A 24,695-nucleotide genomic window follows, 5' to 3' on the forward strand; every position below is an offset into this window, starting at 1 on the left:
TTTGGATAGGCGATACAACAGCATGTGATGTGCTGCTAAGCGATAACATGCCATATGTTTCCTGATAGCGATTTGCGGGTTTTGCCTTGAAGCCAAATCCGAAAGCCGCAACAGAAATGAAAAATGCGCCGAAGAACGGCGCATTCTTGCAGGTCTGAAATCTTGCCAAAGGGATCAGCGGATCCAAACCTCGACACGTGTGTACTCGGACCCTGCGACCTGCCCGTCAATGCAGGTGGCCGGAGACACATTCCCGAAGCCATATGAAGTGACGGTGTAGTTGTTCGCAGCAATTGTATTTGCCGCAACATCAGCGAGTAGCGCCGCAAAAGATGCCGCCGCTTCTTCGGAAGCTGCAATCGCTGCCGCGCTCCCGTTGCTGCTCTCTCCGAAGCCGACAAAAAGGATCTCGCGGCCTTCATTTCCAGGCTGTTCCAGAAAATCAATCAGGTCAATCAGCATCGCGCGGTTCCACGCACCCTCTGCGCCGCTGGCAGGGCCGCCCGTCATCGTGGAGGACAGGCGGTCGGCATCAAACAGCGCCTGGAACATTTCGGCGGCGGCGGCGCGCTGCACATCGTCAAGTGCTGCCCCGAGCAGGCCACTGATCCGGGCGTTCTTCTCGGCGCTGTTCAATGCCACAGCACTGAAGTTGATGAACCCTTCATTCTCGACCAGACCCTGCGCAACATCGCTGGCGGCAAAGTCGAACACCTCTGCCGGCAAAGCTGTGTTGGGGGTGGCGTTATATGTCGCCATAATGGGCTGGATAAGCGCATAATCGCCTGAAACAATGTTGAACGGTGTCGGCGCGACAGCAATACCGCAAGAGCCGGTCACATCCACGACAAAGTTCTGGTCGGCATTTGACGTGGTCACAACACCCACACTGCCGGGGAATTGACCGATTGAACCGGCAACACCGGCCTCATCCGACATGGTCAGTACGTTGCCTGCAACCTCGCGTCCGGCGGGCTCCATGACAAGACGCTGGAAGGCGGACCCCGCCTCGGAACTCGGCGGAAGCTGGAGCGGCAGAATACTGACGTCTGCACCGCCGATCTGGGACCAGTTCGTGACCTCGCCTGCAAAAATCCGTGCAAGGTCGTTTACGGAAAGCGCTGTGATCCCCGCATTCGGCGCCACAACAACAGAGAATGATTTGAGGCCAAGCAACTGATGTGACAATGCCGTGCCCGTGGCCCATGCCGAGGGTGTGTTGTAAACACGGCTTGCTGTGCCGTTGAGGGAAACGCTGTCCACGCGAATATCGGCCACTTCATCGGAGGCACTGACTGCCAAAGACGCTTTGTCGCCTGTCGTGCTGTCCTCCAGGATCAATTCACCGACAGACGTCAGTTCCGCGCTCGTGCTGCCTGCGTTCGTTACCGCAAAAGCCCCTGTTATGGTCCGGTGTAATGTACCGTAACTTGCTGTGGCGAACCCGACGGAGAGTGCATCAACAGCACCGGCAATGGCAGGAACGGCATTTCCGACAACGCCCTGAAAGGCCGCTTCCGTCAGACCAAAGTCGTTCGATGCGATGACATCAAGGCATGCATCCCCGTAGCACACGACTTCTGCCGCAGGCACGGCCACGCGGCCAACCGTTGTTTCAACCTGAACCATCACACCGTTGAAGCCGACAATCTGACCCTGCACATTGATGAATTCATCCAAGGAACGTAGCTCAACCGACTGCGCAAAAAGCGCCACTGGCGCAACAGTACAGAACAAGGTCGTGGCAAATCGTGAAATCATTTTTTTAAAGCTCCAGCAAAGCGTCAGCGGATATATCTTGGGACAAGACCATGCAAAACGGGCGAAACTAGGGAAATGCTGACAATAAATGGTTAATTGAACCGGTTTGCGCAACAATGAGAACGCCCTTTATTTAAGGGCCTTCTGCAATTGCAATGAATTAGCGCAGTCAGCCTTTCCACAGTCTCGCCACATTCTGGGTAGTTTGCACTCACAGCATAATAACGCAAGGCGCGGAATCGCGCTTTGTCGGCCGGTGACCGTTTCTAAAGGGTTTTTTGGCCCGCATCCTCTTCACCGAGTTCGCAAGTCGGCTGCGTATTGCGCTGCAATGCAGCAAAATCAAACAGCTTGGGGTCGAGCAAATGGGACGGGCGCGCATTCATCAAGGCGCGGAACATGACCTGCCTGCGGCCCGGGCTGTTCTTTTCCCAGCCATCAAGGATCTGCTTGACCTGTTGGCGCTGCAACCCGTCTTGCGACCCGCAAAGATCACAAGGGATAATCGGATAATTCATTGCAGCCGCAAATTTTTCACAATCGGCCTCGGCCACATGCGCCAGAGGGCGGTAGAGGAACAGATCACCTTCTTCGTTCACCAGTTTCGGCGGCATTGTTGCCAGACGGCCGCCGTGGAACAGGTTCATAAAGAAAGTTTCCAGAATATCGTCGCGGTGATGACCCAGCACAACTGCAGAACAACCCTCTTCGCGCGCAATGCGGTAAAGGTTGCCACGGCGCAGCCGTGAACAAAGCGCACAGAATGTGCGACCCTGCGGGACCTTATCCATCACGATGGAATAGGTATCCTGATACTCGATCCGGTGGGGGACGCCCATCTTTTCCAGAAACGCCGGCAGGACAGTCGCAGGAAATCCGGGCTGGCCTTGATCAAGATTGCAGGCCACCAGTTCAACAGGCAACAGGCCACGCCATTTCAGCTCATAGAGCACTGCCAGGAGTGTATAGCTGTCCTTGCCACCTGAGAGGCAGACCAGCCACTTCGCATCGCGCTCGATCATGCCGTATTGCTCAATCGCCTCGCGCGTATACCGGACAATCCGCTTGCGCAGCTTCTTGAACTCGGTTGTGGTCGGGGCGCCGTAAAACAGCGGGTGGATTTCAGATTCATCTAGCATGTTTTCGATATGCCAGAACGCCAGTGGTCTGCCTAGAGGCATCCGAAACCCATTGGCCTGCGTATCAGAAATAAGTCATTGGAGAATATCATGCGCCTTATCCTTGCCGCCGCCTTCGCCCTGCTCGCCGCCTGCACGGGCAAACCGTCCTTTGATGACCCCAGCCTTAGCGACCGCAAATTGAACCTTGAAGAATTCTTTGACGGGGAACTGGTGGCCTACGGGCAGTTTCAGGACATCCTCGGCACGGTACGGCGCAGTTTTGTTGTGAATATCGCGGGTGACTGGGATGGTGAGCGGCTGCGATTGGTTGAGGATTTTGTCTATGAAGACGGGTCGACCGAGCAACGGATATGGACGCTGACCAAGACCGGGCCGGATAGCTGGGTCGGCACGGCCCCGGGCGTGATCGGGCAGGCGACAGGAGAGGAACAAGGCGACCGCTTCAACTGGAAATACGAGATTGATCTGCCGGTGCCGTCAGCCACAGGCGAGACAGAAACCTTGCGTGTGACCTTTGACGACTGGATGTGGCTGCTGGCGGAGGACCGGTTGCTGAACCTCGCCTACGTCAAACGTTACGGGCTGGATATCGGCACGGTTACGATTTCGTTTGAAAAGGAGTAGCAAAGAAATTTCGTCGAAATTTCTTTGGGTCCTGTAGATTTTTCGTCGAAAAATCTTCAGTCCGGCACGTTATCAATCCCCGACCCACCCCAAGGGTGGCAGCGCAGGATGCGCCGCACGGTCAGATAGCTACCTTTAAGCGCCCCATGCTTTTCGAGCGCTTCCAGCGCATAGGCCGAGCAGGTGGGATGATAGCGACAACTCATCCCGACCCATGGCGACAGCACAAGCCTGTAGGCGCGGACCGGTAGCGAAACGATATAGGCAAGCGGGCTCATCCGTGGACCTTTTTCATGGCGCGGCGCAGATCTGCGACCAACTTGTCGAAAGGTAGGGTCGCGGTCAGGTCTTTACGACCCACCAGAACATAATCCCAGCCATCACGGCCCATTTCCGGCAAAACAATCCGCGCCACTTCACGTAAACGCCGTTTGGCACGGTTGCGGGCAACGGCGTTGCCGACTTTCTTGGAACAGGTATAGCCGACACGGATACCCGCAGCTTCTCCCTCGGCGCGTTTGCGCCCCTGAAGGTGGATGCCGGGGGTACCTTGCCTGTGGGCGTGTGACGCGCGCACAAAGTCGGCGCGCTTGGTCAATACGCAAACAGAAACCGCCGGAGTGCCTGATACAGGCGCAACCGGCGGTTTCAAATCGGTCAAAACGGCTGTCGCGCTTACGCGCTCAGCTTCGCGCGGCCTTTGGCACGGCGATTGTTCAGGATTTTGCGACCGGCCTTTGTGGCCATGCGTGCGCGGAATCCGTGACGGTTCTTGCGAACCCGGTTTGATGGTTGGAACGTGCGCTTCATAGCGTGCTCTCCGGTTTACGGCCAAACCCAAAAGGATTCGAGGCCTGTCTACAATTCAGACCCGTCCTTTAGAGGGGGGGTGGCATCATGTCAACGCAACAGGCGGGATGAAACTGCAACATTTCGCAGATTTATGCGTCGCCAATTGTTTCAATCCTCACAGAGCACACCCCGAAACTGAAACATCAGGGGGGCTTTGCATCAATGGGCTGTGAAGTGGGTACCCTGATCAAGCGGATCAGTCCATTTAACACAACAGCCAAGCAGCCCCTCAGGATAGAATGTGATGACCGATATGCCAGATGCCCCCGCCAACCCGCTTCTCAAGAAGCTGCCTTTGATTGTGATTATTGTTGTGGCAATTCTCGGCGCTTATTTTTTGCGCGACTACCTGACCTTCGAGGCCTTGGCTGAAAACCGCGAGACACTGCTGGCGTTCCGGGATGCCAACTATGTCTTGACCGTGCTGGTGTTTATTGCCGCTTACGTTGTGATCGTGGCCTTCTCCCTGCCCGGCGCGACCATCGCGACACTCACCGGCGGATTTCTCTTTGCCACCTTCCCGGGTGCCTTGTTCAATATGACCGCAGCCACAATTGGCGCAACGGCGATCTTTTTAGCCGCGCGCTGGGGGTTTGGTGAAAGCCTTGGCAAGAAACTGGAGACCTCGGAAGGTACGGTAAAAAAGATCAAGGACGGGATTGATGAAAACCAGTGGTCGATGCTGTTTCTGATCCGCCTTGTGCCTGCTGTGCCGTTCTTTCTGGCCAATCTGATCCCTTCTTTCCTCGAAGTACCGCTGCATCGCTTTGTGATCTCGACTTTCCTCGGCATTATCCCCGGCTCTGTCGTCTATACCTCTGTCGGCGCGGGTCTGGGTGAGGTATTTGCCCGTGGCGAGACACCAAACCTTGGCATCATCTTTGAGCCCCAGATTATTTTCCCGATCATCGGTCTTTGCGTGCTGGCTGCACTGCCGATCCTGATCAATGCCTTGCGCGGCAAGAAAGGTCTTTAAGACATGAACCGGATCAAAACAGATATTTGCATCATCGGCGCTGGATCAGGTGGGCTGTCGATTGCGGCGGGTGCTGTGCAGATGGGCGCAAAAGTAGTCCTGCTTGAAGGCCATAAGATGGGCGGCGATTGCCTGAATTATGGCTGCGTGCCGTCCAAGGCGCTAATCGCCTCGGCCAAACAGGCCTATGCGATGTCGCACGGCGCGTCCCTTGGCGTGGCTGAGGTGGAACCTCAGGTCGATTATACCGCAGCCAAGGACCACGTCGCAGACGTGATCGCCACCATCGCGCCTGTGGACAGCGTTGAACGCTTCGAGGGACTGGGCGTGCAGGTCATTTCTGAGTTCGGCAAATTCATTTCACGCACAGAAGTGCAGGCAGGTGACACCATCATCGAAGCACGCCGATTTGTGGTTGCCACAGGCTCTGGCCCCTTTGTCCCGCCGATCCCCGGGATTGAGGATGTCACCTATTACACCAACGAGAATATCTTTGATCTGCGTGAAAAGCCCAAGCACCTGCTGATCATCGGCGGCGGCCCTATCGGCATGGAAATGGCGCAGGCACACCGGCGTCTGGGCTGCAATGTAACCGTCATTGAAGGGGCCAAAGCATTCGGCAAGGACGATCCCGAAATGGCGGCGATTGTCCTGGAAAACCTGCGTGCCGAAGGGGTGAATATCGTTGAGGGGGCGCAGGCCGAAAAGATCACCGGCAAGGACGATACGATCACAGTCCACACCCCCAAGGGAGATTTCACCGGATCACATCTGCTGATGGCGGTGGGGCGCAAAGTGAACACCGAAAAGCTTGATCTGGATGCCGGCGGGATCGCCCATGATCGCGCAGGGCTCAAGGTCGGACCTGATTTGCGCTCTGTCACCAACAAAAAGGTCTATGCCGCGGGCGATGTGGCAGGTGGACTGCAATTTACACATGTCGCGGGCTATCATGCAGGGGTTCTGATCCGGTCGATGCTGTTTGGCCTGCCCTCCAAGCAACGCACCGATCACATCCCTTGGGCCACCTACACGGACCCTGAACTGGCCCAAGTTGGCCTGACCGAGGCGCAGGCGAAAAAGAAGTTCGGGCCTGCGCTAGAGGTCGTGCGTTTTGACTTCCATCATAACGACCGTCTGATTGCGGAACGCAAGACCAAGGGTCTGATCAAGGTAATGGTTGTCAAAGGCCGCCCAGTCGGGGCTTCGATTGCAGGGCATATGGCGGGTGAGTTGATCGGCATGTGGGCCATGGCCATTGCCAACAAGATGAAAATGTCGGCGATTGCCAATACCGTTCTGCCCTATCCGACGGTCAGTGAGGTTAACAAACGTGCTGCGGGTGCCTATTTTAGCCCGAGACTTTTTGATAACCCCACGGTAAAGCGTGTCGTAGGCTTTGTGCAGCGTTGGCTGCCATAGGCCGCTAAAACGAGGCAATATGACCAACTCTCTTTCAGGTCGCTTTCTGATCCTCACGGTGATCTTCGTGATGCTGGCAGAGGTGTTTATCTTCGTGCCCTCGGTCGCGCGTTTCCGCGAGGACTACCTGCTTGCGCGGCTTGAACGTGCGCAGATCGCATCGCTGGCACTGGAAGCTGATGACATGATCAGCCCCGCGCTTGAGGCCGAGTTGCTGCGCAATGCCGAGGTCTACAACGTGGTGCTACGGCGCGATGAAATCCGGCAACTTGCCCTTTCGTCACCGATCCCCTCGCCCATCACAGCGACCTATGACATGCGCGACCCCAGCGCGATGACCTTGATCGCGGATGCCCTGCGCACGCTGGTGGATCCCGAAGACCGGATCGTGCGCGTCATCGGTAATCCGGTACGCGACGGCGGGCTCTTGATCGAAGTCACAATGGACGAAATGCCCCTGCGCAATGCGCTGTTGGAATACGGGCGCAATATCCTGTTCCTCTCGGCATTTATTTCGATCATCACGGCAAGCCTTCTGTTTCTTTCGGTGCAGATACTCTTGGTGCGCCCGATCAAAGGGGTCGTGAGCCAAATGCAAGCCTATGCCAAGGCCCCCGAGGACGCGCGCCAGATTATCACACCGCGTGCCAGCGTGACCGAGCTGCGCAACGCCGAAGAGGCCCTGCGGACGATGCAAACGCAGATGACCAGCTCTCTCAAACAGAAGGAGCGGTTGGCCCAGCTTGGCGGCGCTGTGGCGAAGGTGAGCCATGATCTGCGCAATATTCTGACATCTGCACAACTTTTCACTGATCGCATCGAATTGTCCGATGACCCGTTGGTCAAACGCATGGCGCCGAAACTGGTGGGCTCGATTACACGTGCGGTGAACCTGTGCGAAACAACTCTGGCCTTCGGACGGGTTGATGAGCCCGCGCCGCGCCTGTCACGGGTCAATCTTGCGCAAATCGTCGGCGATGTGATTGATAGCGAAAGGTTGGCTGCTGCAGATTATCCGTTGTCTTTCGCCGAAGATATCCCCGCCACCATGACACTGCGCGCCGACAGCGAGCAGCTTTACCGCGCGATTTTCAACCTTGTGCGCAATGCCCGGCAGGCCATCATGGCCACCGGCGATCCCGGTGAAATCGGACTGCAAGCAGTCGAGGATGATCTGACATGGTGTTTGACCATCACCGACACAGGGCCAGGCCTGCCCAAGAAAGCGCAAGAACATCTGTTCCAGCCGTTTCAGGGGGGTGTGCGCAAAGGCGGCTCGGGTCTGGGGCTTGTCATCGCGGCCGATCTGGTGCGCGGCCACGGCGGGCGGCTTGAGCTGAAATCAACAAGCGCCCAAGGGACGACCTTTCTTATTCAACTGCCAAAAGAGGACATGGCGCTCGCACCGGCAGCAGAATGAGAAAGAATGTGAATTGGGCCTTGCATCGCAGGTAATCCCCGTCTAAATCCCCCGATACGCGGATTGGTAGCTCAGTTGGATAGAGTACTTGACTACGAATCAAGGGGTCGGGGGTTCGAATCCTCCCCAGTCCGCCATTCACCTTTGAAATGATTGAATAAATTGCCTTTAGTGGCAACTTACCCCACATAAAGCCCCACATGCCAGAAACGCACCTTTGCCTTCTAGACGTAAGGCGGCTGCGGTCCGGGTTGCCGTTTTATCGAAATAGCATAATCAATATTCGTGGCCAGTCTACTCAATGAATGTGCAATCGATCCGATGAGCATCAGAACGCCAAGTGTATAGGACGGGTTCATCACTCAGCACAGAGCAACTCATGCCAGTTTCGCTGACGCCTGACGGATTGGTGATTACCCGTTGAGCCGTATATTCCCACAGAAACCCATCCCCCTCACTTTGCTCGAACCGACTTACCTGCACGATGCCGCACTGCCCAGTGGGGCCATCATCAACAACCCACAGCCCGTCATCTACCTTTGTGAAGGTTTGTCGATAATCATTGACGAATGGCCTACAGGTAATTGCTTCACGTTCATGAGTTAAGCGAAACAAGGCTTCGAGACTTTCAGCCGTCCTATCTGAACACATTGCCGCCAAGCTAGCGACTAGTCTCTTGGAATATTCGAGTTCATCAGCGTCCATATCAAGAATCCGGCCATCTTCCATCGGTTCGCCGCGCTCAACCCGTGAAATAGCGTCTTCAAAGTTAGCTACCAAGTCTTCACACCCCTCAAATGTGGAAACATCAGCCAGCATTTGGGGAATGCTTGCTAGTTCATCCTCCAAGCCCTCTGGACTACTATTCGTGGTCAACAGCACTTGGGTAAAACTGCATGAAAGACTGTTAATTTCACTGTCTCCACTGCATTCATAGTGCAGAATGTCACCGTCCAATGAGCCAATGAGAGTTCCATATGTGGGCTCAGAAACACCCATCTGTGCGGATGAGATAAATAAAATGGGCACTATGCGAGCAATGTACAATTCTTTTCTCCAGTTCAGTTGCCCAATAATGGCGTAACAGTGCAGGAAAGTGCAAATCCAGCTTTTTGCGAAATTATCAGGAAACTTTGCGTCTGCCACCGGGTGTTCCTAGATTCCCATTTTGTGAATACGGAAATTGTAGTGCCCTACCCCCAGCTATCGACCAGCGCCCTACGGTGCATTGCCGGGTGATATCAATCAAACAGCATTTCGCGTTCCCGGCCACTAAGAAGATGCCCATATGTTGCCAGAAATGCGACGTTAGCTTGATGCTCGCACCACTCAATCTCCGCGCACATGCGCTCATAGGTCCGGTGCCACATCCCCTTTGGCTTAGGTGCTATCCAGTAGGCTGCTCCGGGTTCACCGCCAAGCGCAGTGCGTAGCTTGTTTGCGCGGCGCAACAGCCGACTATGGCGGTCTTCTGACTGGCTGCTATAGGCGACGTTGTAACAGTGACGGCAAAGAAAGTAGCGCCCTCCTGCAAACAGCTTGCCGACACGCCGCCCGCAGAGCTGACCATTTACCACGCCGGGGCAGCGGGCATAGATGCGCTGGCCTCCGTAGTGGCAGTCTGTATGCGTCAGTGGAACAGTTTGTTTGATTGGCTCCCATTCTCCTCCGCAAAGGCGAACGCGGTAATCCAGAACCAGAGTTGCTCCGGTACAATGAAACCCGATGCGCGCAATCTCTTCATTGTCGCGAGACCATACAGAGTTGCCGCGCTTGCCTTCCTCTAGGCAGCCTTGGCGCTTCAGCTGGTATATGTCCAAGGAACGGCAACCCTCTGCCTTTTGCTTGTAGCCGGGTCTCCCCGATCCATATCCGCCCATATCTGGACCTCCAATATTTTACGAAATCTATAGCCAATTCTGGGCTTCAACGGCTGCTGAGTATCCAAACCCCATTTTGTGGCAGCACGGTTTATGGCCCTCATACCGGTCCCGAATACGAAGCCGCCCACCATCGGACCACCCCCTATTCGGTACTTTATCAGACATTAAATGTTCTTTAAATGTTCCCGTCATGAGTTCCAAGAAACTAGGTCGCCTTCAGGTCATCGACAGGGAGTCTCTTGTGAGGCTGACGTTAGGCATGAAAGCATGACAAAACTCTCTGCTATCCCCGAACATCTGATTTGGCTCGAATGCCACTGCGGCCATCATAGCAGCATCCCTGTCGCCAAATTGCTGCTCCGCTTACCAGACGCCACAACGGTCCATCAGGTCACGACGTCGGCCCGCTGCAGCAAGTGCGGCCAACTTGGTAATGTGAAGGCCATGCGGATTGTGTTCAAAGGCGGAATCTAGGCCAGCTACAGGACTATTCTTCACAGGGAAAGTTTATGCTTATCGCGTCAACTATTCCTAAAAATTTATCATCAGACCACCGATTTGGGTTTTCATCTGCCCAATTAAGAAAGCCTTGGACGTAAGCCCTCATCGTGTGCGGGGAACTTGCTTTCAAGTTGTCCGGAACAGGAAAATCGCTAAGGCAGTTTGTTATCATCATATTGACAATACCATTTATAAAACTGCCGCAGGCTGTGGCCTGTATTTGTTCCTGAGTGCTTAACTCTTCCCACTTTTCCGTGACTAAGTAACAATTGTCCCGAAGACCACCAACGGAATTATAATCAGGCTCAGCTACCGTTACTTTCGCTGATAATAGCAGCGCGCCAGCAGCACATATCGCAAGCGAAAAAGCCTCCAACAGTCTTACATGTTCCATTGTCAAATACCTTCTGAACTCATCGAAACCTTACGGTTTGCGGCGCAAATTAAAAGCCCGTTAGAGGATTTTTCGAGACGGTTAGATACCTGCCGTTTGTAGGTCTGAAATCAGGCGTCATATGTAATCTTAGACCCTTCCCCCCTTTCTCTACCTGCGATTTGGTGCAGTACGGCAGAGCATCACTGGCAACATGACTAGTGCTTGGTTGCATAGCTTGACTAAACTAAGTCCAATCCAGATTATATTCATTCATCAGGGCGGATTCCGGGGCTTTTCAATGGGTTGGAGAATTATACTACTCTTGTTCGGGGCGTTTGGTATCGCAACTTGGTACGAAGTGAAAAAACGAAAGGCAAAGCTCGATGCAATGTCCCCAGAAGAGCGGGAAAAGTTTCTAGCCGATGAAGAAGCGCAGCGCGCTGCTGAGAAAAAACAACACGAGGAGAACACTAGGCTGCGGAGAATCAAGGAAGACGATGAGCGTTCGGAAGGAGCCAAGCAGCAAATCGAAATCGCTAGGGCAGAGGGACGGAAATATGCGCGAGTTTGGGTTCCCCAGCATCATGTTGATAGTGTTATGCGGTGGGCCGAGCGGCAAACCTATACGGCATTGAAAGTTCAAGAAAGAAAGCATTCAACCGAAACTCAGCTCAGCATCTCCGGCTTTATTTGAGTGACACTCTCGGCATGAGTGCTGCTTGGCCGTAGACGGCTTAAAGCCCACGTCTGATGCCTTGACCCCGCGCGATGTTTGCCGACCTGCACCAGCAAGCCTACCGTTTGCAGGTTGCGACGTGCGGCGCGCAGGCGGGGAATGGAAAGGCGGGTCAAACCTGACGCGCGCATTGCCTTGAAGTCCAGCGCAAACCGTTTGCCGGGGGAATGGCCGTGTAGATCGACCAGCATGACGTAAAGGGTAATTGCGTCGGTGTCATTGTCGCAGCCGCGCAGGGCATCCAAGGCTTGCCGTTGCAGGGGAAAGGCGCTGTCACGGCCCTTGTAAACGCGGTTGTCCAAGCGGCATTGCCAAGCCCATCCTGCAATGGCCGCCAATTCACTATCGGGCATCGTGCTGGCATCTTCGCAAAAGTCATCCCTGACCCCTGCTAAGTTCGCCGCCAATTCCTCGGCACTGTCTACCAGTTCGACCATCTGCACAGCCTCCTTAATAAGCCTGACGTGGCGATGGCCGACCGGGATAGGGTCTGACGGTCCCACATTGCCGCTGGGCGGGCCACTGGGCGCACGTAGCAGCGGTAGGGCATCGACACCTAGCAAGCCCTTGGCGGGCCAGTATTGCCCCCCATCTGGGCGCTCTGACAGCGGCCCCACCACATAGGCGCGCGGGCCTGTCTTGATATCGACGGGCAAGCCCTCCCCTCGTAGGTTCGGGGCCTTCCCGTTGGCGCGGTAATACAGGTGCCGACCGCGTGGCGTTTTCACATGGACGGGTGACGGGCCAAAGCGGGCCTCTATTGCGGCCACCAGTTCGGGGCTGTTTTCGTCACAGTCGATCACCGCCAAGCCATCCAGCCGCACCCCATAGACCTGCGACCCTGAGCGATAGAGCGGGGCCAGAACGCGGCTTAGGGTCATCTTAGGGCCTGCCCATGACCGCAAGAGCGGGGCCTTGCCATCGGCCCCACCTCCCAGCGGCAAGAGGGGGAAACCCGCCCGCGAAAGGCGGGCAAGTTCGTTTGTGAAATCATCGGGCAACGCCGGGTTTTGCTGGGCCGTCATATCAGCACCCCCAGACCAATGCGGCGACCGCGTGCGCCTGTGCTTCTGTCAGACCGTAGAGCCTGCGCAGGTAAAGGATTTGCAGCTTGTTCATGCGGCGTCATCCTCTGCCAGACTTGCGGCGCTGGGCGGAAACTCCAGCGAGGCAATGGCGGTGCCGGGGGCCAACCGATAATGGGCGACACATTCGGGGCCTTTGTATTCGACCAGAATGGGCCAGTGATATTTGCTTTTCAGCAGGTGGATAATGGCACCCAGCCGCCACCCCTTCACCTCGCGGATTTCCGTTTTGTGGGAAATCACGCGGCCTGATATCAGCGCCTTGCAGCACCAATAAACTTGAGTCGGACTGGAAAACCATTTGTCTTGTGTTGTCATTTTGAATTGCCTTTCAGCTGTTGATGCCAAAGGCGGGTGGTGCTATCATTTTGCCTAGCTACAGACCAAAACGAACAACGCCGCTGCCCCGCCGGGTGGCGGTTTTGTTTATGCAGCGTTGTCTGTTTTGGATGCTTCCCAAACCGCGATTTCGGACAAACGCCAGCGCGCGCATCCGGGGCTAAGTTTGACGGGTTTGGGAAATGTCGGGTCTTCTCTGGCCCAGCGCCTTGGGGTCAGGTGGTGGACGCCGTAGCGCGCCCCAAGCTGGCGATCTGAAAGGTAGGTTTCGGGCATTTGCGACTCCATACGATTGGTATGGATCACATGCTCTAGAAGAAAAATTTGGCCGCCAAGCAATAGGTGGCCTAAATAGCTTCGCCATAATTAATGTATTTAAGACAATGGCTTAGGCCCTCTCTTGGATAGTTCGGGCCGCTCCTTTGCGGCCTCTTTCCATGCAGCTCGAAATGCATCCCTTTTTTCGTTTTTGAAGTATCTTTCTTTGAAATCGAGTTTTGGTAAGATATCGCCTCTATCAAATGCAGCGATGATAACGGCCTTCATTTCAAAGTCTTTTTGCTCGTCAGCTGCGGATTTTACCCAGTCGTCAAGAGTCATGAAGTCTTCGACTGTCATGGGAATATCCCTCTTTCGGCATCCAACAGCCCATCCGTCAAACTGCTTCAGATTTTCCCAATCAAAGTAGTATTCTTCAATTGCGCGTACTTCATCGTAGGTCGATAGCGTCAAAAAACGTGGATCGCGAAGCGATTCATTTTCGGACTGACGCTCTCCAAAGTCTAATTCTTCAAGCCAAACTTTTCCCTCTCTCAGCGCCTTACTTGTGTATGCTTGGCATCGATCAAACTGGAAAGCTGAGACAATTCCTGTTTGTTGCTCGATAAATAGGTATTGCCAGCCAAGTGTTGGCACATAATAGTTTGCAGCAATCGTCTTATCGAGCCTGAGAGTTTGACCAGTTGGTGAGAACACGGACAGGCTCGGGCAAGCCTCAAAGAACTCTTGCATGCAATCACGGAATAGCCATGCGTTGTGTTCCGCAATGTACGGAAAAGTGCCGGAACGGGCAAAAGCACCAGTCTTCGCCTTTTCCCTAAAGAGGCTTTGGACTACCTTCCTTACTTCCAAAAATGTGACGTAACCCTCCGGACACCACATCACCCAATCCTCACAACTTTGCCGCCTTTGGCGCTACCCGAAACAAACCCAGCCCAATCCGCCATCATCCGCCGCCGCTTTTCAATCATGTCGCCCCGCCGATAGCTGGCCTCGACAGCGTTGCTGATACTATGGGCCAAGGCAACTTCGGCCATGTCGCCGGGATAGGTGGTGCGCTCTGCCACCCAATCGCGGAATGTGCTGCGCAGACCGTGCGGCACCGCCGGGCGCTTGGACGTGCGGTCGATGAACCCTGCCCCGCCTTGGGCGACCTCGGCTTGGTGCATCCGCTTCATGGTCGCGGAAAGCGTCATGTCGGACAACTGACCACCGCGTGCCGCTGGAAAGACCAGCGGGTTATCTTCTAGCCTTGGCAAAGCCTCTAGCAGCGCCACAGCAGACTTGGACAGCGGGATGCGATGTTCCTTGCCCATTTTCATCCGCGCGCCCGGAATGACCCACAGCCCTTTGGCTAAGTCGATTTCATCCCACCGCGCGCCCCGCACCTCTTGCGACCGCGTGGCAGTCAGGGCCAGAAACTCCAATGCGCGCGCGCCGAACCCTTCGCGGGTCTGTAGGGCGGCAAACCAGCGCGGGGCATCATCCAGCGCCAAGGCAGGGTGATTGCCTTCTGTGGCGACCTTGGACGGGGCTGGCAGCAGTTCTTTCAGGTTGCCCGCCCAGCGCGCCGGATTGTCACCAGAACGGTGGCCTGCGACTGTGGCCCAACTTAACACGGCTTCGATCCGCCCGCGCACGCGCTTGGCCGTTTCTGTCTTGGTGGCCCAGATAGGTTGCAGGGCGCGCAGCACGTCTTGTGTCGTGATATCCTGCACCAGCATCTTGCCAAGTTCGGGGCTGGCATAGGTTGCCAAGGTGTTTTCCCATTGCTGGCGATGCTTGGCGTTTCTGAATGCGTCCAGCTTCGCGCCAAGGCATCGGTCAACAGCAAGGTCAAAGGTCAGGCCACGGCGCTGGGCAGCAACAAGCGCCGCTTTCATCGCCTTGCGTTCCTCCACAGGGTCAATGCCGTTTTCTATCTTGGCGCGCGCTTCGCGGGCCTTGTCGCGTGCCTGTGATAGCGTCACGCCGGGGAAGCCCCCCAAGCCAATGTCGCGGCGCACGGTGCCGACCTTGACGCGCAACACCCAAGAGCGACCGCCCTTTGGCGTGATTTGCAGGTGTAGCCCCGGCACTCCGCCAACGGAAAACATCACGTTTCGGCTTCCGCCCGGATGTGTCAGGCGCTTTACGTCCAGCGCGCTTAGTTCGTCTGCAATCTTTGGCATTAAATAAATCCCACATCCTACCCCACAAAAGGAATGTAACCGGATGCATACCCCTGCACAACCCTGCATAGGTGTTTTGTGGGGTAAAGCCAAGTTATCAAAGGGAAAGCGCTAGTCTATACATATGTTTGTAAACGATAATACCGGAAACATGGCGGCTCCCCAGTCCGCCATTTCAATCAAACAGATGTCTTTTTGTGCGTCTTGGGCTTGATTTCCGCGTCCGGAATATCTCTGGCTAGCGGTCCGAAGCCATTGAAGACTGGTCAATTCCCCGCACAGGCTGCGTAGGCGTGCCGTTCGATCGGACTTTGGCCGAAACGGGCAAAAGGGTACGATAGCGTGCTGCTGTCGCACGCGCATTGACACATCGCTTGCCGGCAGACTACAACTTATACGTTATCAGTAACACTGTTCGTTCAATCCAGTGTCATTCTGTTACAACTGCAAGATACGGTGATCGTGCGCGCTGCTGCGCAATCTGGCGCGATTCGTACCCGTAATTAGTTGCCTTCGTTTCCGCGTTGCGTCCCAAAAAGCGACATTCCGCACTCATGGCGGGCTGTATACTTCAGGGTACTGAAAAACAAATGGTTTACAAAGGCTTATAAAACCTCAAAAAATTGGATGGAAACTAAGTTTCAAAATAAAAATGCTTGACGAAATAAAGTTGCGCGCTCAATACAGCCTAGACAGCGAAAGGCTGCACCTTGGTGCTGGAACTCGCTCTATGAATGTGGCGCGTTTTGACAGCGCAAGAAGGCAAAGGCGGTTCTTGGTGATGATAAAGTCCATCCTGGTTCCCGTACGTGGTGATGGCATGGTCGCAACCGTACTTGCACATGCAGCCGAGCTTGCCAGACAGCATCAAGCACAGGTCAATGTCGTGCATTGCCGTGCACAAGCCAAAGATCTGATGCCTGCGGGCATTCCCCTGAATGACTTTGCGCGCAAGGTCATGATGGAGCAGGCCGTAGAGCTTGCAAACCGTCAGGAAGACCACCTGCGCGGCATCTTGCACCGCTTGGCCCGCGAGTTCGGACTGAGCGAGAATGGCGCGGCAGAGGGCTCTGTTATCTGTACTTTCACCGAAGAGCAGGGACGCATGGCAGATGTGGTCAAACATGCTGGCCGGTTGTCGGACCTCATTGTTCTGCCGAAGCCCCAGCGTGAACGGAATCTTGGCGAAAGCTCTTTGAAAGCCGCACTTTATGGCGCTGGACGGCCCGTTCTGATTTGCCCGGGGCAACTCCAGCCAGATGAAACCTTCGCCCGGCACGTGGCAATCGGCTGGAATGGATCACTGCCGGCAGCACGTGCGGTCGCGTCCTCTCTCGACATCGTTCACACAGCCGAGAAGGTCACCATTTTGACAGGTGGCAAGGTGCAGACGCATGGCCCGAGCGTGGACGAATTGGTGGATTACTACGCATTGCGCGGCATCACCGCCGAGATCGTGCGCTTTGAGGGGAAAGACCCTGCGACCGAGTTGCTCAAGACCAGCAAGAACATCGGCGCGAGCCTGCTGGTTATCGGCGCCTATAGCCATAGCCATGAGACAGAGATGCTCTTCGGGGGCAACACCGAGCGCATCGTGGACAAGGCAGACATGCCGATCCTGATGGCGCATTGAAACAGTCTTGGGCCGCGCAACGGCCCAGGATGGCGGGGCAAGACCCCCCAAAAGAAATAAAAACCGCGCAGCAAGCGCAAACTGCATGTCCGGAAGTCCGGACCCTACACGGAGGAACATAACATGAAACTTACGAAAAGGCTTTTTCTGGGATTGGCCGTCGGTGGCACCCTTGCAACGCTTCCCATTTCTGCCCTCGCACAGGATTGGCAGCCAACGCGCCCGATTGATTTCACGATCATGGCCGGCCCTGGTGGCGGCGCCGACCAGATCGCGCGCTTCGTGCAGTCTGTTGTCGAGGCAAACGATATGACAAACCGCCCTCTGATCCCGACCAACCGTGGCGGCGGTTCCGGCGCAGAGGCGCTGTTGCATCTCAATGACGCGCGTGATCCCGATCATACGCTGATGGTGACGCTGAACTCTTTCTACACAACGCCGATCCGCCAAGAAGCATTGGGCATTGATATCGAAACCTTTACGCCGATTACGATGATGGGCGTCGATCCCTTCGTGCTCTGGGTACACAAGGATTCGGGAATCACGGACTTTGACGGATTTCTTGCGAAAGTACGTGAGATGGACGGCGAGTATGTAATGGGCGGCACAGGTGCCGGTCAGGAGGACTCGATCGTGATTGCCTATATGTCCGGCGTCTACGACCTCGACATCAAGTACATCCCTTACGATGGCGGTGGCGCTGTGGCCAAAGATCTTGCCGGTCAGCAGATCATGGCGACCGTGAACAACCCTGCAGAAGCAAAGGGTTTCTATGAGGCAGGCGATTTCGTCCCACTCCTTGCCTTCTCGGACACACGTATGGACGCCTACCCTGATGTGCCAACAATCAAGGAATTGGGGCACGACTTTTCTTACTATAACCAGCGGGCCATTGTCGGTGCGCCCGGCATGTCGGACGAAGCTGCGGCCTATTACCGGGACATCTTCGGTCAGGTCTACGCAAGCGACGCGTGGCAGGACTACCTTGTCTCTGAAAGCCTGTCACCCCTGCCGATGGACGAAGCAGAAACCCGCGCCTACTGGGCAACGCAGGTTGCAAACCATCGTCAGCTTTTGTCCGAAATTGACGGCTAAGCCAAACTAACGGAAAGGGGGCAGACATGCGCCAAGGTGAGATATCGCTCGCAGGGTTTCTTGCCCTCTTTTCACTCTACCTGATGTGGAAGAGCGCCGAACTTCCCATCGGTTATATTCGCGGCCAAGGGCCGGGGGGCGGGTTCTGGCCATTCTGGTTGTCCGTGGGCATGCTTCTGAGCTGCTGTGCCATCGCGTGGAACTGGTGGCGCGGCAAAAGCCCAGCATCCGTATCGGATGAACCTCTTATGGACCGTTTCGGATGGCGGACAGTCATCCTTGTTGGCGGCGGGGTCGTAGGATTTGTTGCCATGATTTCCGTGGTGTCGATGTACGGTGCGGTCGGGCTTTTCCTTGTCTACTACCTGCGTTTTCTGGGCAGGCATTCGTGGCTGCTGACACTGGCGATGGCGATTGTCCTGCCCATTGCGCTGTTCTTTTTCTTCGAAGGCGCGATGCAGATCTCGATGCCACAGGGCATGCCGTTCACCCAGCCATTCTTCGATGTGATGTACGACATCATTTACTGACGCACCCGCGAACCGAGGACCATCATGGAAGTTTTCTCATCTCTTGCCGACGGCATTTTGCTGGCGCTCATGCCGATCAATCTGATGTTGATCCTGATTGGTGTCACCGTCGGGCTCTTTATCGGCGCGATGCCCGGCTTGGGATCGGTGAACGGCGTAGCAATCCTTTTGCCAATCACGTTTCTGGTGCCGCCAAGCTCGGCCATTATCTTTCTCGCGGCCATCTATTATGGCGCGATGTACGGGGGTGCGATTTCCTCGGTGACACTGGGGATACCCGGGGCATCAACCGCAGTTGCCACAACATTTGACGGGCGCCCGTTGGCGCTTCAGGGGCGTGCCAGTCTGGCCCTGGTCACTGCGGCGCTGGCGTCCTTTGTGGGCGGCACTGTTGCCACCGTCCTGTTCACACTCTTTGCTCCGCTTCTTGCGACAATGGCCCTTTCGTTCGGTCCACCGGAAATTTTCGCCCTGATGCTGCTGGCATTTGCCACTTTTGTAGGGCTTGGCGGCGATGATATTCCCAAGACGATCTTCTCTATCTGTTTTGGACTGGTCCTAGCGACTGTCGGCTTCGACACAATCTCGGGCGAACCGCGGCTGGTCCTTTTTGACATACAGGGGTTCTTGCGCGGGATCGGCTTTATCGTTCTGGCCATCGGTGTCTACGGCATCGGGGAAATGATCTGGACGATCGAACAAACGCGCGGTGAAGTGACAACAACAAACCCCAAAATGACCGCCAAAGGTATGATGGCGGACTCCAAGGAAGCGACGAAAAAGGGCTGGAAAGGGACGTTGATCGGCTCGTTCCTCGGCTTCTTTGTCGGTGTCTTGCCAGCAGCGGGTGCCACGCCCGGTTCGCTGATGTCCTACGGTGTTGCCAAGATGCTATCACGGACCCCAGAGGAATACGGCAAAGGCTCCCCCGACGGGGTTGCTGCTCCCGAGGCCGCCAACAACTCGGCATCAACGGGCTCTATGCTGCCGATGCTGACACTGGGCATTCCCGGCTCGCCGACGACAGCGATCCTGCTGGGCGGGATGGTGATTTGGGGTCTTACACCGGGACCGCGCCTTTTCCTTGACCAGAGCGAGTTTGTCTGGGGCCTGATCGGGTCCTTTTATATCTCGAATCTGGCGGCGGTTCTGATCAACCTTGCGTTCATTCCACTGTTTGTGTGGATGCTGCGGATGCCGTTCACCATCCTTGCCCCGCTGATCTTTGTGCTGTCCATCGTGGGTGGCTTTGCCGCATCACGCAGCATGCATGACTTGTGGCTTATCGTGATCTTCGGACTCGGGGCATTCTTCATGCGCAAGTTCGACTATCCCCTCGCGCCCGCCGTTCTGGCGATTGTGCTGGGGCCGATTGCAGAACCAACATTGCGTCAATCCTTGCTTTTGTCGTCAGGCGACCCGATGATCTTTTTGAACAGACCAATCGCAGGGCCAATCACGGTGATCGCAATCTTCCTGATCCTCTTGCCCGCGTTTAAGCTGTTGCGCCGCAAAAAGCGGGTCGCCGCAAACTGACCGATGTACAAAATCTGACAACAGATCGCGTCCATCCAAACACCAAACGACATGAAAGACACGCTATGCAAAGACTTGAAGACCTGATCCAGCCGCACCCCGATACGGCCAATGCCATCGGTGCACCCGGCCGCGACTGGATGACCTATGCTGACCTGCGGGCGCTTACCCAAGACGTGCGTGCGGCATTGCGCAAAGCAGGTATCGGCGCGCGTGACCGTGTTGCAATCGTCTTGCCCAATGGCCCTGAAATTGCAGCTGCCTTTGTCACGGTCGCGCAGTCTGCCACCACGGCCCCGCTGAACCCCGCCTACAAAGAGGACGAATTTGCGTTCTATCTTGAGGACCTCAAAGCGCGCGCCATTATCGTCGAGGCAGGCTATGACGGACCTGCGCGCGCGGCCGCGAACCGGTTCAACATGACAGTGATCGAACTGACCGCGACCGAACCGGCGGGCACCTTCACACTTTCGACCGATGTGACAGGCGATGTGTCGGATGCGGTCCCCACGGCCGATGATGTGGCCCTTATCCTGCACACCTCGGGCACCACATCGCGCCCCAAAATCGTGCCATTGCTGCAATCGAATGTCGCGGCCTCTGCCGAGAACATCCGCGCGTCACTCGCTCTGACGCCGGAGGATTGTTGCCTCAACGTGATGCCGCTGTTCCACATTCATGGTCTGATTGCGGCTGTCAGCGCATCGCTGGCCGCTGGAGCGTCGATCAGTTGTGCGCCGGGTTTTGATGCGCTCAAGTTCTATGGCTGGCTCGAAGAGGTCGATCCCACGTGGTACACCGCCGTGCCGACGATGCATCAGGCCATTCTGGCACGCGCACCGCGCAATGCAGAGATCATCAAGAACGCGCGCTTGCGCTTCTTGCGGTCCTCGTCATCGTCCCTGCCCGGTCCTGTGATGACCCAACTGGCAGAGACCTTTGGCGCCCCAGTCGTCGAGGCCTATGGCATGACAGAGGCCGCGCATCAGATGTGCTGCAATCCGATTGAACCGGGCCGCCAGAAACCCGGCGCTGTCGGTCTGCCCGCCGGTCCCGAAGTACGCATCGCCCATGAAGTGGAAAACCGCCTGATTGATGGCGTGGGCGAGATTGCGATTTCCGGCCCCAACGTCACACCAGGCTATGAGGCAAACCCCGAAGCAAACGAAAAGAACTTCTTTGAAGCCGACGGCAAGCGCTGGTTCCGGACCGGCGATCAGGGCATGTTTGATGAGGACGGATATCTGTCGCTCACCGGTCGCCTGAAGGAAATTATCAACCGTGGTGGTGAAAAGATCAGCCCGCTGGAGGTTGACGGCGTCCTGTCAGATCACCCAGCTGTCGGGCAATGTGTGACCTTTGCTGTCCCGCACGCCAAACTGGGCGAAGACGTTGCGGCCGCCGTCGTGTTGAAAGAGGGGCAAAGCGCCACCGACCGCGAGATCCGCGATTTCGCAAGCGAACGGCTGGCGGCCTTCAAGGTTCCGCGCAATATCCTGATCCTGGATGAGATCCCGAAGGGTGCGACCGGAAAGCTCCAGCGTATCGGCCTCGCCGAGAAACTGGGCCTGGGATAAGGAGCACGCCATGAAGATCTGTATTTTCGGGGCCGGTGCAATCGGCGGCTATATGGGTGCAAAGCTCGCGCAGGCCGGGGCAGATGTCAGCCTTGTAGCGCGCGGCCCGCACCTAAAAGCGATGCGCGAAAACGGGTTGCGCCTGATTGAGGAAAGTGGCGAGACGACTGTAAAGGTCACAGCCTCCGATGATGCGGCCGATCTCGGGCCACAGGACTATGTCATTGTCACGCTCAAGGCCCACTCTGTCCCGCCAGTGGTGTCAAAAATGCAGCCGCTGATCGGTGAGAACACGACCATTGTATCGGGCGTGAACGGTGTGCCTTGGTGGTATTTCCACAAAATCAGCGGTCCGCTTGAAGGCACGCGGCTGGAAACAGTCGATCCCGGCAACGCACAATGGGACGGCTTTGGTCCGGACCGTGTGCTGGGATGTGTCGTGTATCCTGCCGCCGAGGTCATTGCACCGGGTGTTGTCAAACACATCGAAGGCAACCGCTTTTCCTTGGGGGAACCTGACGGATCAAAGTCCGAACGCGCGCTTACCCTTTCCAAGGCGCTGGCAGATGCGGGGCTCAGGGCGCCTGTCCGACCGAAGATCAGGGACGAAATCTGGGTCAAGCTCTGGGGCAATCTGTCGTTCAATCCGATCTCTGCGCTGACCCATGCGACGCTTGATGTTCTGTGCACAGACCCCGGCACGCGCGAGGTTGCCCGCAACATGATGCTTGAAGCGCAAGCGATTGCCGAAAAGCTGGGCGTCAAATTCCCGATTGATGTCGACCGTCGCATCCAGGGCGGTGCCGATGTGGGAGCGCACCGCACATCCATGCTGCAGGATCTGGACCAAGGACGCCCAATGGAAATCGACGCGCTTGTAGGCTCGGTGAAAGAACTTGGGCGCGTCACCGAAACGCCGACACCAACGATTGACACGGTGCTGGCTCTGGTCGCATTGCGCGGAAAGACGGCTGGCCTTTACGGCGCCTAAGGCAGGGGCTTTGTTGAATGTGATAACGCCGCAGCAGGAACACTGCTGCGGCGTTATCATGTTCTGTGCTGCACAAATAGTGCCGTCCAGCAGGATCAGACAGCGATCGCCACACCATCAGCGCGCGGATCACTTGCGCATTCCATCAGGCCGGAAGGGTGCATCACTACCGCACCCGCGTGACCCGCCAGATCAGAAAACGGTGCGATCATCTCAACCTCATGGCCCGCCCCGGTCAGGGCCGCGACAAGTTCGGGATCAAAACGGTCCTCGAGCTTCAGGCTGGTTGTCGCGTCCCCCCACGTGCGGCCCAAAAGCCACCTTGGCGCTGTCACTGCCGCCTGCAAATCCTGTCCGAATAGCACATGGCGCGTAAAGACTGCCGCCTGTGTCTGTGGCTGGCCTTCGCCACCCATCGTACCGTAGGCCATGACACGGCCATCCGCCAATTGCGCCAAAGCGGGGTTCAATGTGTGGAACGGACGGCGGTAGGGACCCAGTTGGTTGGGCCCCTCCTGCAACGAAAAGCCTGCGCCACGGTTCTGGAAATAAACGCCGGTATCAGGGCATGTCAGGCCTGATCCGAATTCCCAAAAGACCGATTGGATAAAGCTGACAACGCAGCCCTCGCGATCGGCGGCCCCCATCCAGATCGTATCGCCTGCTTTGGCCTCATGCGGCCAAGGCAGGGCAACCTCTGGATTCACCTGTTTCGCCAGCGCATCCAGATCGTCCGCTTGCAGCCAGTCCTGAGCGGGTGTTGCCATATAGTCGGGATCACCCAGTTCCGCATTGCGCTTGATAAAGGCCAGCTTTGTAGCCTCTATCAGACCATGCAGATGCGCGAAACTCTCGGCCGCCTCGACGTTCAAACGGTCAAAGAGCGCAAGAATCATCAAGGATGACACCCCTTGGGTCGGTGCGATCATGTTATAGAGCTGACCTGCTTTCACCTGAACCGTCAGCGGCGTGACCTGTTCGGCTGTAAAGCGGTTAAAATCGTCCAGCCGCAGCGGGCTGCCAGCGTTTTCCAGAAATGCCGCGTGGGTTGCGGCAATGTCGCCGCGGTAATAATCATCAAGGCCCACATCGGCGAGGCGCTGCAAGGTTTGACCAAGTGCCGCCTGGCGCAAACGATACCCCGGTTCCGGTGGCGCGCCATCCACAAGGAAGGTCTCGTCAAAGCCTTCGACACCTTTCAGGGTCGCCAGCTTGTCGGCGGTTGTGAGAGACTGGTTTGCTGTCACTGCGACACCCTCGCGTGCCAGCGCAATCGCGGGTGCGAGAAGTTGTGACAGGGGCAGACGCCGGTCTGCCGGCACAAGGTCCAGCGCTTTTGCCCAACCCTCAATCGTGCCCGGCACGGTCAATGCCGCCTGTGCGCCACGGCTGGGGATCGCATCCGTTGCCCCGCGCGCGGCGTACCATTCCGGCGTTGCAAGCCCCGCTGCACGACCACAACCCGATATGCCCACGGGGGCCTGGCCAGGTCGGTGGATCACCCAGAACCCATCGCCGCCAATCCCGTTCATATGCGGATAGGCCACGGCCACGGCAGCCGCTGCAGCGACCATCGCTTCAATCGCTGTCCCGCCCGCTTCCAGTATATCTCGGCCCGCCAGTGCCGCGGCACGGTGCGGCGCGCTCACCGCGCCGTTATATCCCATCGCTGATCTCAGCATCTTTCCCCCCAATGTCCTCTTGCTGCCAAAGTGCCTGTTGCCACAAGCGGAAGACAAGCACTAATCCGCTCCCTGCAAACCGAT

Annotated in this window: 25 protein-coding genes and 1 tRNA gene; 12 read left to right on the forward strand and 14 right to left on the reverse strand. The window is 56.4% G+C overall.

The annotated features are described in order from the left end of the window. Window positions 1-174: 174 nt before the first annotated feature. Together SJY29_RS13465 and ttcA are read right to left on the reverse strand one after the other, a co-directional pair. Window positions 175-1,761, reverse strand: coding sequence for a PstS family phosphate ABC transporter substrate-binding protein (locus tag SJY29_RS13465; RefSeq protein ID WP_400083775.1), 1,587 nt, complete (start codon window positions 1,759-1,761; stop codon window positions 175-177). Between the two features lie 266 nt (window positions 1,762-2,027). Beyond that, complete coding sequence (gene ttcA, locus SJY29_RS13470) at window positions 2,028-2,900, reverse strand: tRNA 2-thiocytidine(32) synthetase TtcA (RefSeq protein ID WP_400083776.1); 873 nt, start codon at window positions 2,898-2,900, stop codon at window positions 2,028-2,030. Between the two features lie 90 nt (window positions 2,901-2,990). Here ttcA and SJY29_RS13475 point away from each other — a divergent pair, with 90 nt between their 5' ends. Further along, on the forward strand, window positions 2,991-3,527 hold the full coding sequence (locus SJY29_RS13475) for a DUF3833 family protein (protein WP_400083778.1): 537 nt from the start codon (window positions 2,991-2,993) through the stop codon (window positions 3,525-3,527). Between the two features lie 56 nt (window positions 3,528-3,583). On the opposite strand, the gene yidD is transcribed toward SJY29_RS13475, so the two are convergent. Genes yidD through rpmH form a run of 3 tightly spaced genes read right to left on the reverse strand, consistent with a single transcriptional unit; the run spans window position 3,584 to window position 4,337 of the window. Continuing rightward, a complete protein-coding gene (gene yidD / locus SJY29_RS13480) occupies window positions 3,584-3,805 on the reverse strand; it encodes a membrane protein insertion efficiency factor YidD (protein ID WP_110278049.1) in 222 nt (73 codons plus the stop codon). Then, entirely contained in the window at window positions 3,802-4,179 is a 378-nt protein-coding gene (rnpA, locus tag SJY29_RS13485) for a ribonuclease P protein component (RefSeq protein ID WP_400088935.1), read from the reverse strand. Before rnpA ends, yidD begins: the two co-directional genes overlap by 4 nt. A 23-nt stretch (window positions 4,180-4,202) precedes the next feature. Continuing rightward, window positions 4,203-4,337, reverse strand: a complete 135-nt coding sequence (gene rpmH, locus SJY29_RS13490; protein WP_008231458.1) for a 50S ribosomal protein L34 — start codon at window positions 4,335-4,337, stop codon at window positions 4,203-4,205. 286 nt (window positions 4,338-4,623) lie between these two features. On the opposite strand from rpmH, the gene SJY29_RS13495 reads away from it, so the two are divergent. The 4 genes from SJY29_RS13495 (at window position 4,624) to SJY29_RS13510 (ending at window position 8,334) form a co-directional block, all read left to right on the forward strand. Further along, the gene (locus SJY29_RS13495; protein ID WP_400083781.1) at window positions 4,624-5,355 is read left to right on the forward strand and encodes a TVP38/TMEM64 family protein; all 732 of its coding nucleotides are present in this window, start codon (window positions 4,624-4,626) and stop codon (window positions 5,353-5,355) included. 3 nt (window positions 5,356-5,358) lie between these two features. Then, window positions 5,359-6,777, forward strand: a complete 1,419-nt coding sequence (locus SJY29_RS13500; RefSeq protein ID WP_400083783.1) for a dihydrolipoyl dehydrogenase family protein — start codon at window positions 5,359-5,361, stop codon at window positions 6,775-6,777. A gap of 19 nt (window positions 6,778-6,796) precedes the next feature. Beyond that, on the forward strand, window positions 6,797-8,197 hold the full coding sequence (locus tag SJY29_RS13505) for a sensor histidine kinase (RefSeq protein WP_400083785.1): 1,401 nt from the start codon (window positions 6,797-6,799) through the stop codon (window positions 8,195-8,197). 60 nt (window positions 8,198-8,257) lie between these two features. Next, window positions 8,258-8,334, forward strand: a tRNA-Arg gene (locus tag SJY29_RS13510). A gap of 157 nt (window positions 8,335-8,491) precedes the next feature. On the opposite strand, the gene SJY29_RS13515 is transcribed toward SJY29_RS13510, so the two are convergent. The 3 genes from SJY29_RS13515 to SJY29_RS13525 form a co-directional block, all read right to left on the reverse strand. Then, window positions 8,492-9,343, reverse strand: coding sequence for a hypothetical protein (locus SJY29_RS13515; RefSeq protein ID WP_400083787.1), 852 nt, complete (start codon window positions 9,341-9,343; stop codon window positions 8,492-8,494). Between the two features lie 95 nt (window positions 9,344-9,438). Next, complete coding sequence (locus SJY29_RS13520) at window positions 9,439-10,017, reverse strand: hypothetical protein (RefSeq protein ID WP_400083788.1); 579 nt, start codon at window positions 10,015-10,017, stop codon at window positions 9,439-9,441. A gap of 550 nt (window positions 10,018-10,567) precedes the next feature. Then, window positions 10,568-10,975 (reverse strand): hypothetical protein, encoded by a 408-nt coding sequence (locus tag SJY29_RS13525; protein ID WP_400083790.1) that lies wholly within the window; start codon window positions 10,973-10,975, stop codon window positions 10,568-10,570. Window positions 10,976-11,168: 193 nt separating this feature from the next. Between SJY29_RS13525 and SJY29_RS13530 the strand changes: the two genes are divergently transcribed. Continuing rightward, on the forward strand, window positions 11,169-11,651 hold the full coding sequence (locus tag SJY29_RS13530; protein ID WP_400083791.1) for a hypothetical protein: 483 nt from the start codon (window positions 11,169-11,171) through the stop codon (window positions 11,649-11,651). Here the strand turns inward: SJY29_RS13530 and SJY29_RS13535 are convergent. From SJY29_RS13535 to SJY29_RS13555, 5 genes are all read right to left on the reverse strand, one after another. After that, window positions 11,624-12,718 carry a bifunctional DNA primase/polymerase gene (locus SJY29_RS13535; RefSeq protein WP_400083793.1) on the reverse strand — a complete coding sequence of 365 codons (1,095 nt, stop codon included), beginning with the start codon at window positions 12,716-12,718 and terminating at the stop codon, window positions 11,624-11,626. The two genes, SJY29_RS13530 and SJY29_RS13535, sit on opposite strands and share 28 nt — an antisense overlap. A 90-nt stretch (window positions 12,719-12,808) precedes the next feature. Next, the gene (locus SJY29_RS13540) at window positions 12,809-13,096 is read right to left on the reverse strand and encodes a hypothetical protein (RefSeq protein WP_400083795.1); all 288 of its coding nucleotides are present in this window, start codon (window positions 13,094-13,096) and stop codon (window positions 12,809-12,811) included. A gap of 108 nt (window positions 13,097-13,204) precedes the next feature. After that, window positions 13,205-13,393, reverse strand: coding sequence for a helix-turn-helix transcriptional regulator (locus tag SJY29_RS13545; RefSeq protein ID WP_400083797.1), 189 nt, complete (start codon window positions 13,391-13,393; stop codon window positions 13,205-13,207). A gap of 99 nt (window positions 13,394-13,492) precedes the next feature. Beyond that, a complete protein-coding gene (locus SJY29_RS13550) occupies window positions 13,493-14,128 on the reverse strand; it encodes a hypothetical protein (RefSeq protein ID WP_400083799.1) in 636 nt (211 codons plus the stop codon). A 149-nt stretch (window positions 14,129-14,277) separates the two neighbouring features. After that, complete coding sequence (locus SJY29_RS13555) at window positions 14,278-15,567, reverse strand: tyrosine-type recombinase/integrase (protein ID WP_400083801.1); 1,290 nt, start codon at window positions 15,565-15,567, stop codon at window positions 14,278-14,280. Window positions 15,568-16,348: 781 nt separating this feature from the next. Here SJY29_RS13555 and SJY29_RS13560 point away from each other — a divergent pair. The 6 genes from SJY29_RS13560 to SJY29_RS13585 all read left to right on the forward strand — a co-directional run bounded on the left by SJY29_RS13560 (window position 16,349) and on the right by SJY29_RS13585 (window position 22,929). Continuing rightward, on the forward strand, window positions 16,349-17,200 hold the full coding sequence (locus SJY29_RS13560) for a universal stress protein (RefSeq protein WP_400083803.1): 852 nt from the start codon (window positions 16,349-16,351) through the stop codon (window positions 17,198-17,200). A gap of 123 nt (window positions 17,201-17,323) precedes the next feature. Beyond that, a complete protein-coding gene (locus tag SJY29_RS13565; protein ID WP_110278044.1) occupies window positions 17,324-18,295 on the forward strand; it encodes a tripartite tricarboxylate transporter substrate binding protein in 972 nt (323 codons plus the stop codon). Window positions 18,296-18,321: 26 nt separating this feature from the next. Then, a complete protein-coding gene (locus SJY29_RS13570; RefSeq protein WP_400083805.1) occupies window positions 18,322-18,825 on the forward strand; it encodes a tripartite tricarboxylate transporter TctB family protein in 504 nt (167 codons plus the stop codon). Window positions 18,826-18,849: 24 nt separating this feature from the next. Then, a complete protein-coding gene (locus SJY29_RS13575) occupies window positions 18,850-20,361 on the forward strand; it encodes a tripartite tricarboxylate transporter permease (protein ID WP_110278042.1) in 1,512 nt (503 codons plus the stop codon). A 65-nt stretch (window positions 20,362-20,426) separates the two neighbouring features. Next, complete coding sequence (locus tag SJY29_RS13580) at window positions 20,427-21,938, forward strand: acyl--CoA ligase (protein ID WP_400083807.1); 1,512 nt, start codon at window positions 20,427-20,429, stop codon at window positions 21,936-21,938. A 10-nt stretch (window positions 21,939-21,948) separates the two neighbouring features. Beyond that, on the forward strand, window positions 21,949-22,929 hold the full coding sequence (locus SJY29_RS13585) for a 2-dehydropantoate 2-reductase (RefSeq protein ID WP_400083809.1): 981 nt from the start codon (window positions 21,949-21,951) through the stop codon (window positions 22,927-22,929). Between the two features lie 95 nt (window positions 22,930-23,024). Here the strand turns inward: SJY29_RS13585 and SJY29_RS13590 are convergent, their stop codons facing one another. Beyond that, window positions 23,025-24,611, reverse strand: a complete 1,587-nt coding sequence (locus SJY29_RS13590) for a gamma-glutamyltransferase family protein (protein WP_400083811.1) — start codon at window positions 24,609-24,611, stop codon at window positions 23,025-23,027. Window positions 24,612-24,695: the final 84 nt, after the last annotated feature.

This window comes from Yoonia sp. R78084, assembly GCF_044595625.1.
In the GTDB taxonomy this organism is placed as follows: domain Bacteria; phylum Pseudomonadota; class Alphaproteobacteria; order Rhodobacterales; family Rhodobacteraceae; genus Yoonia.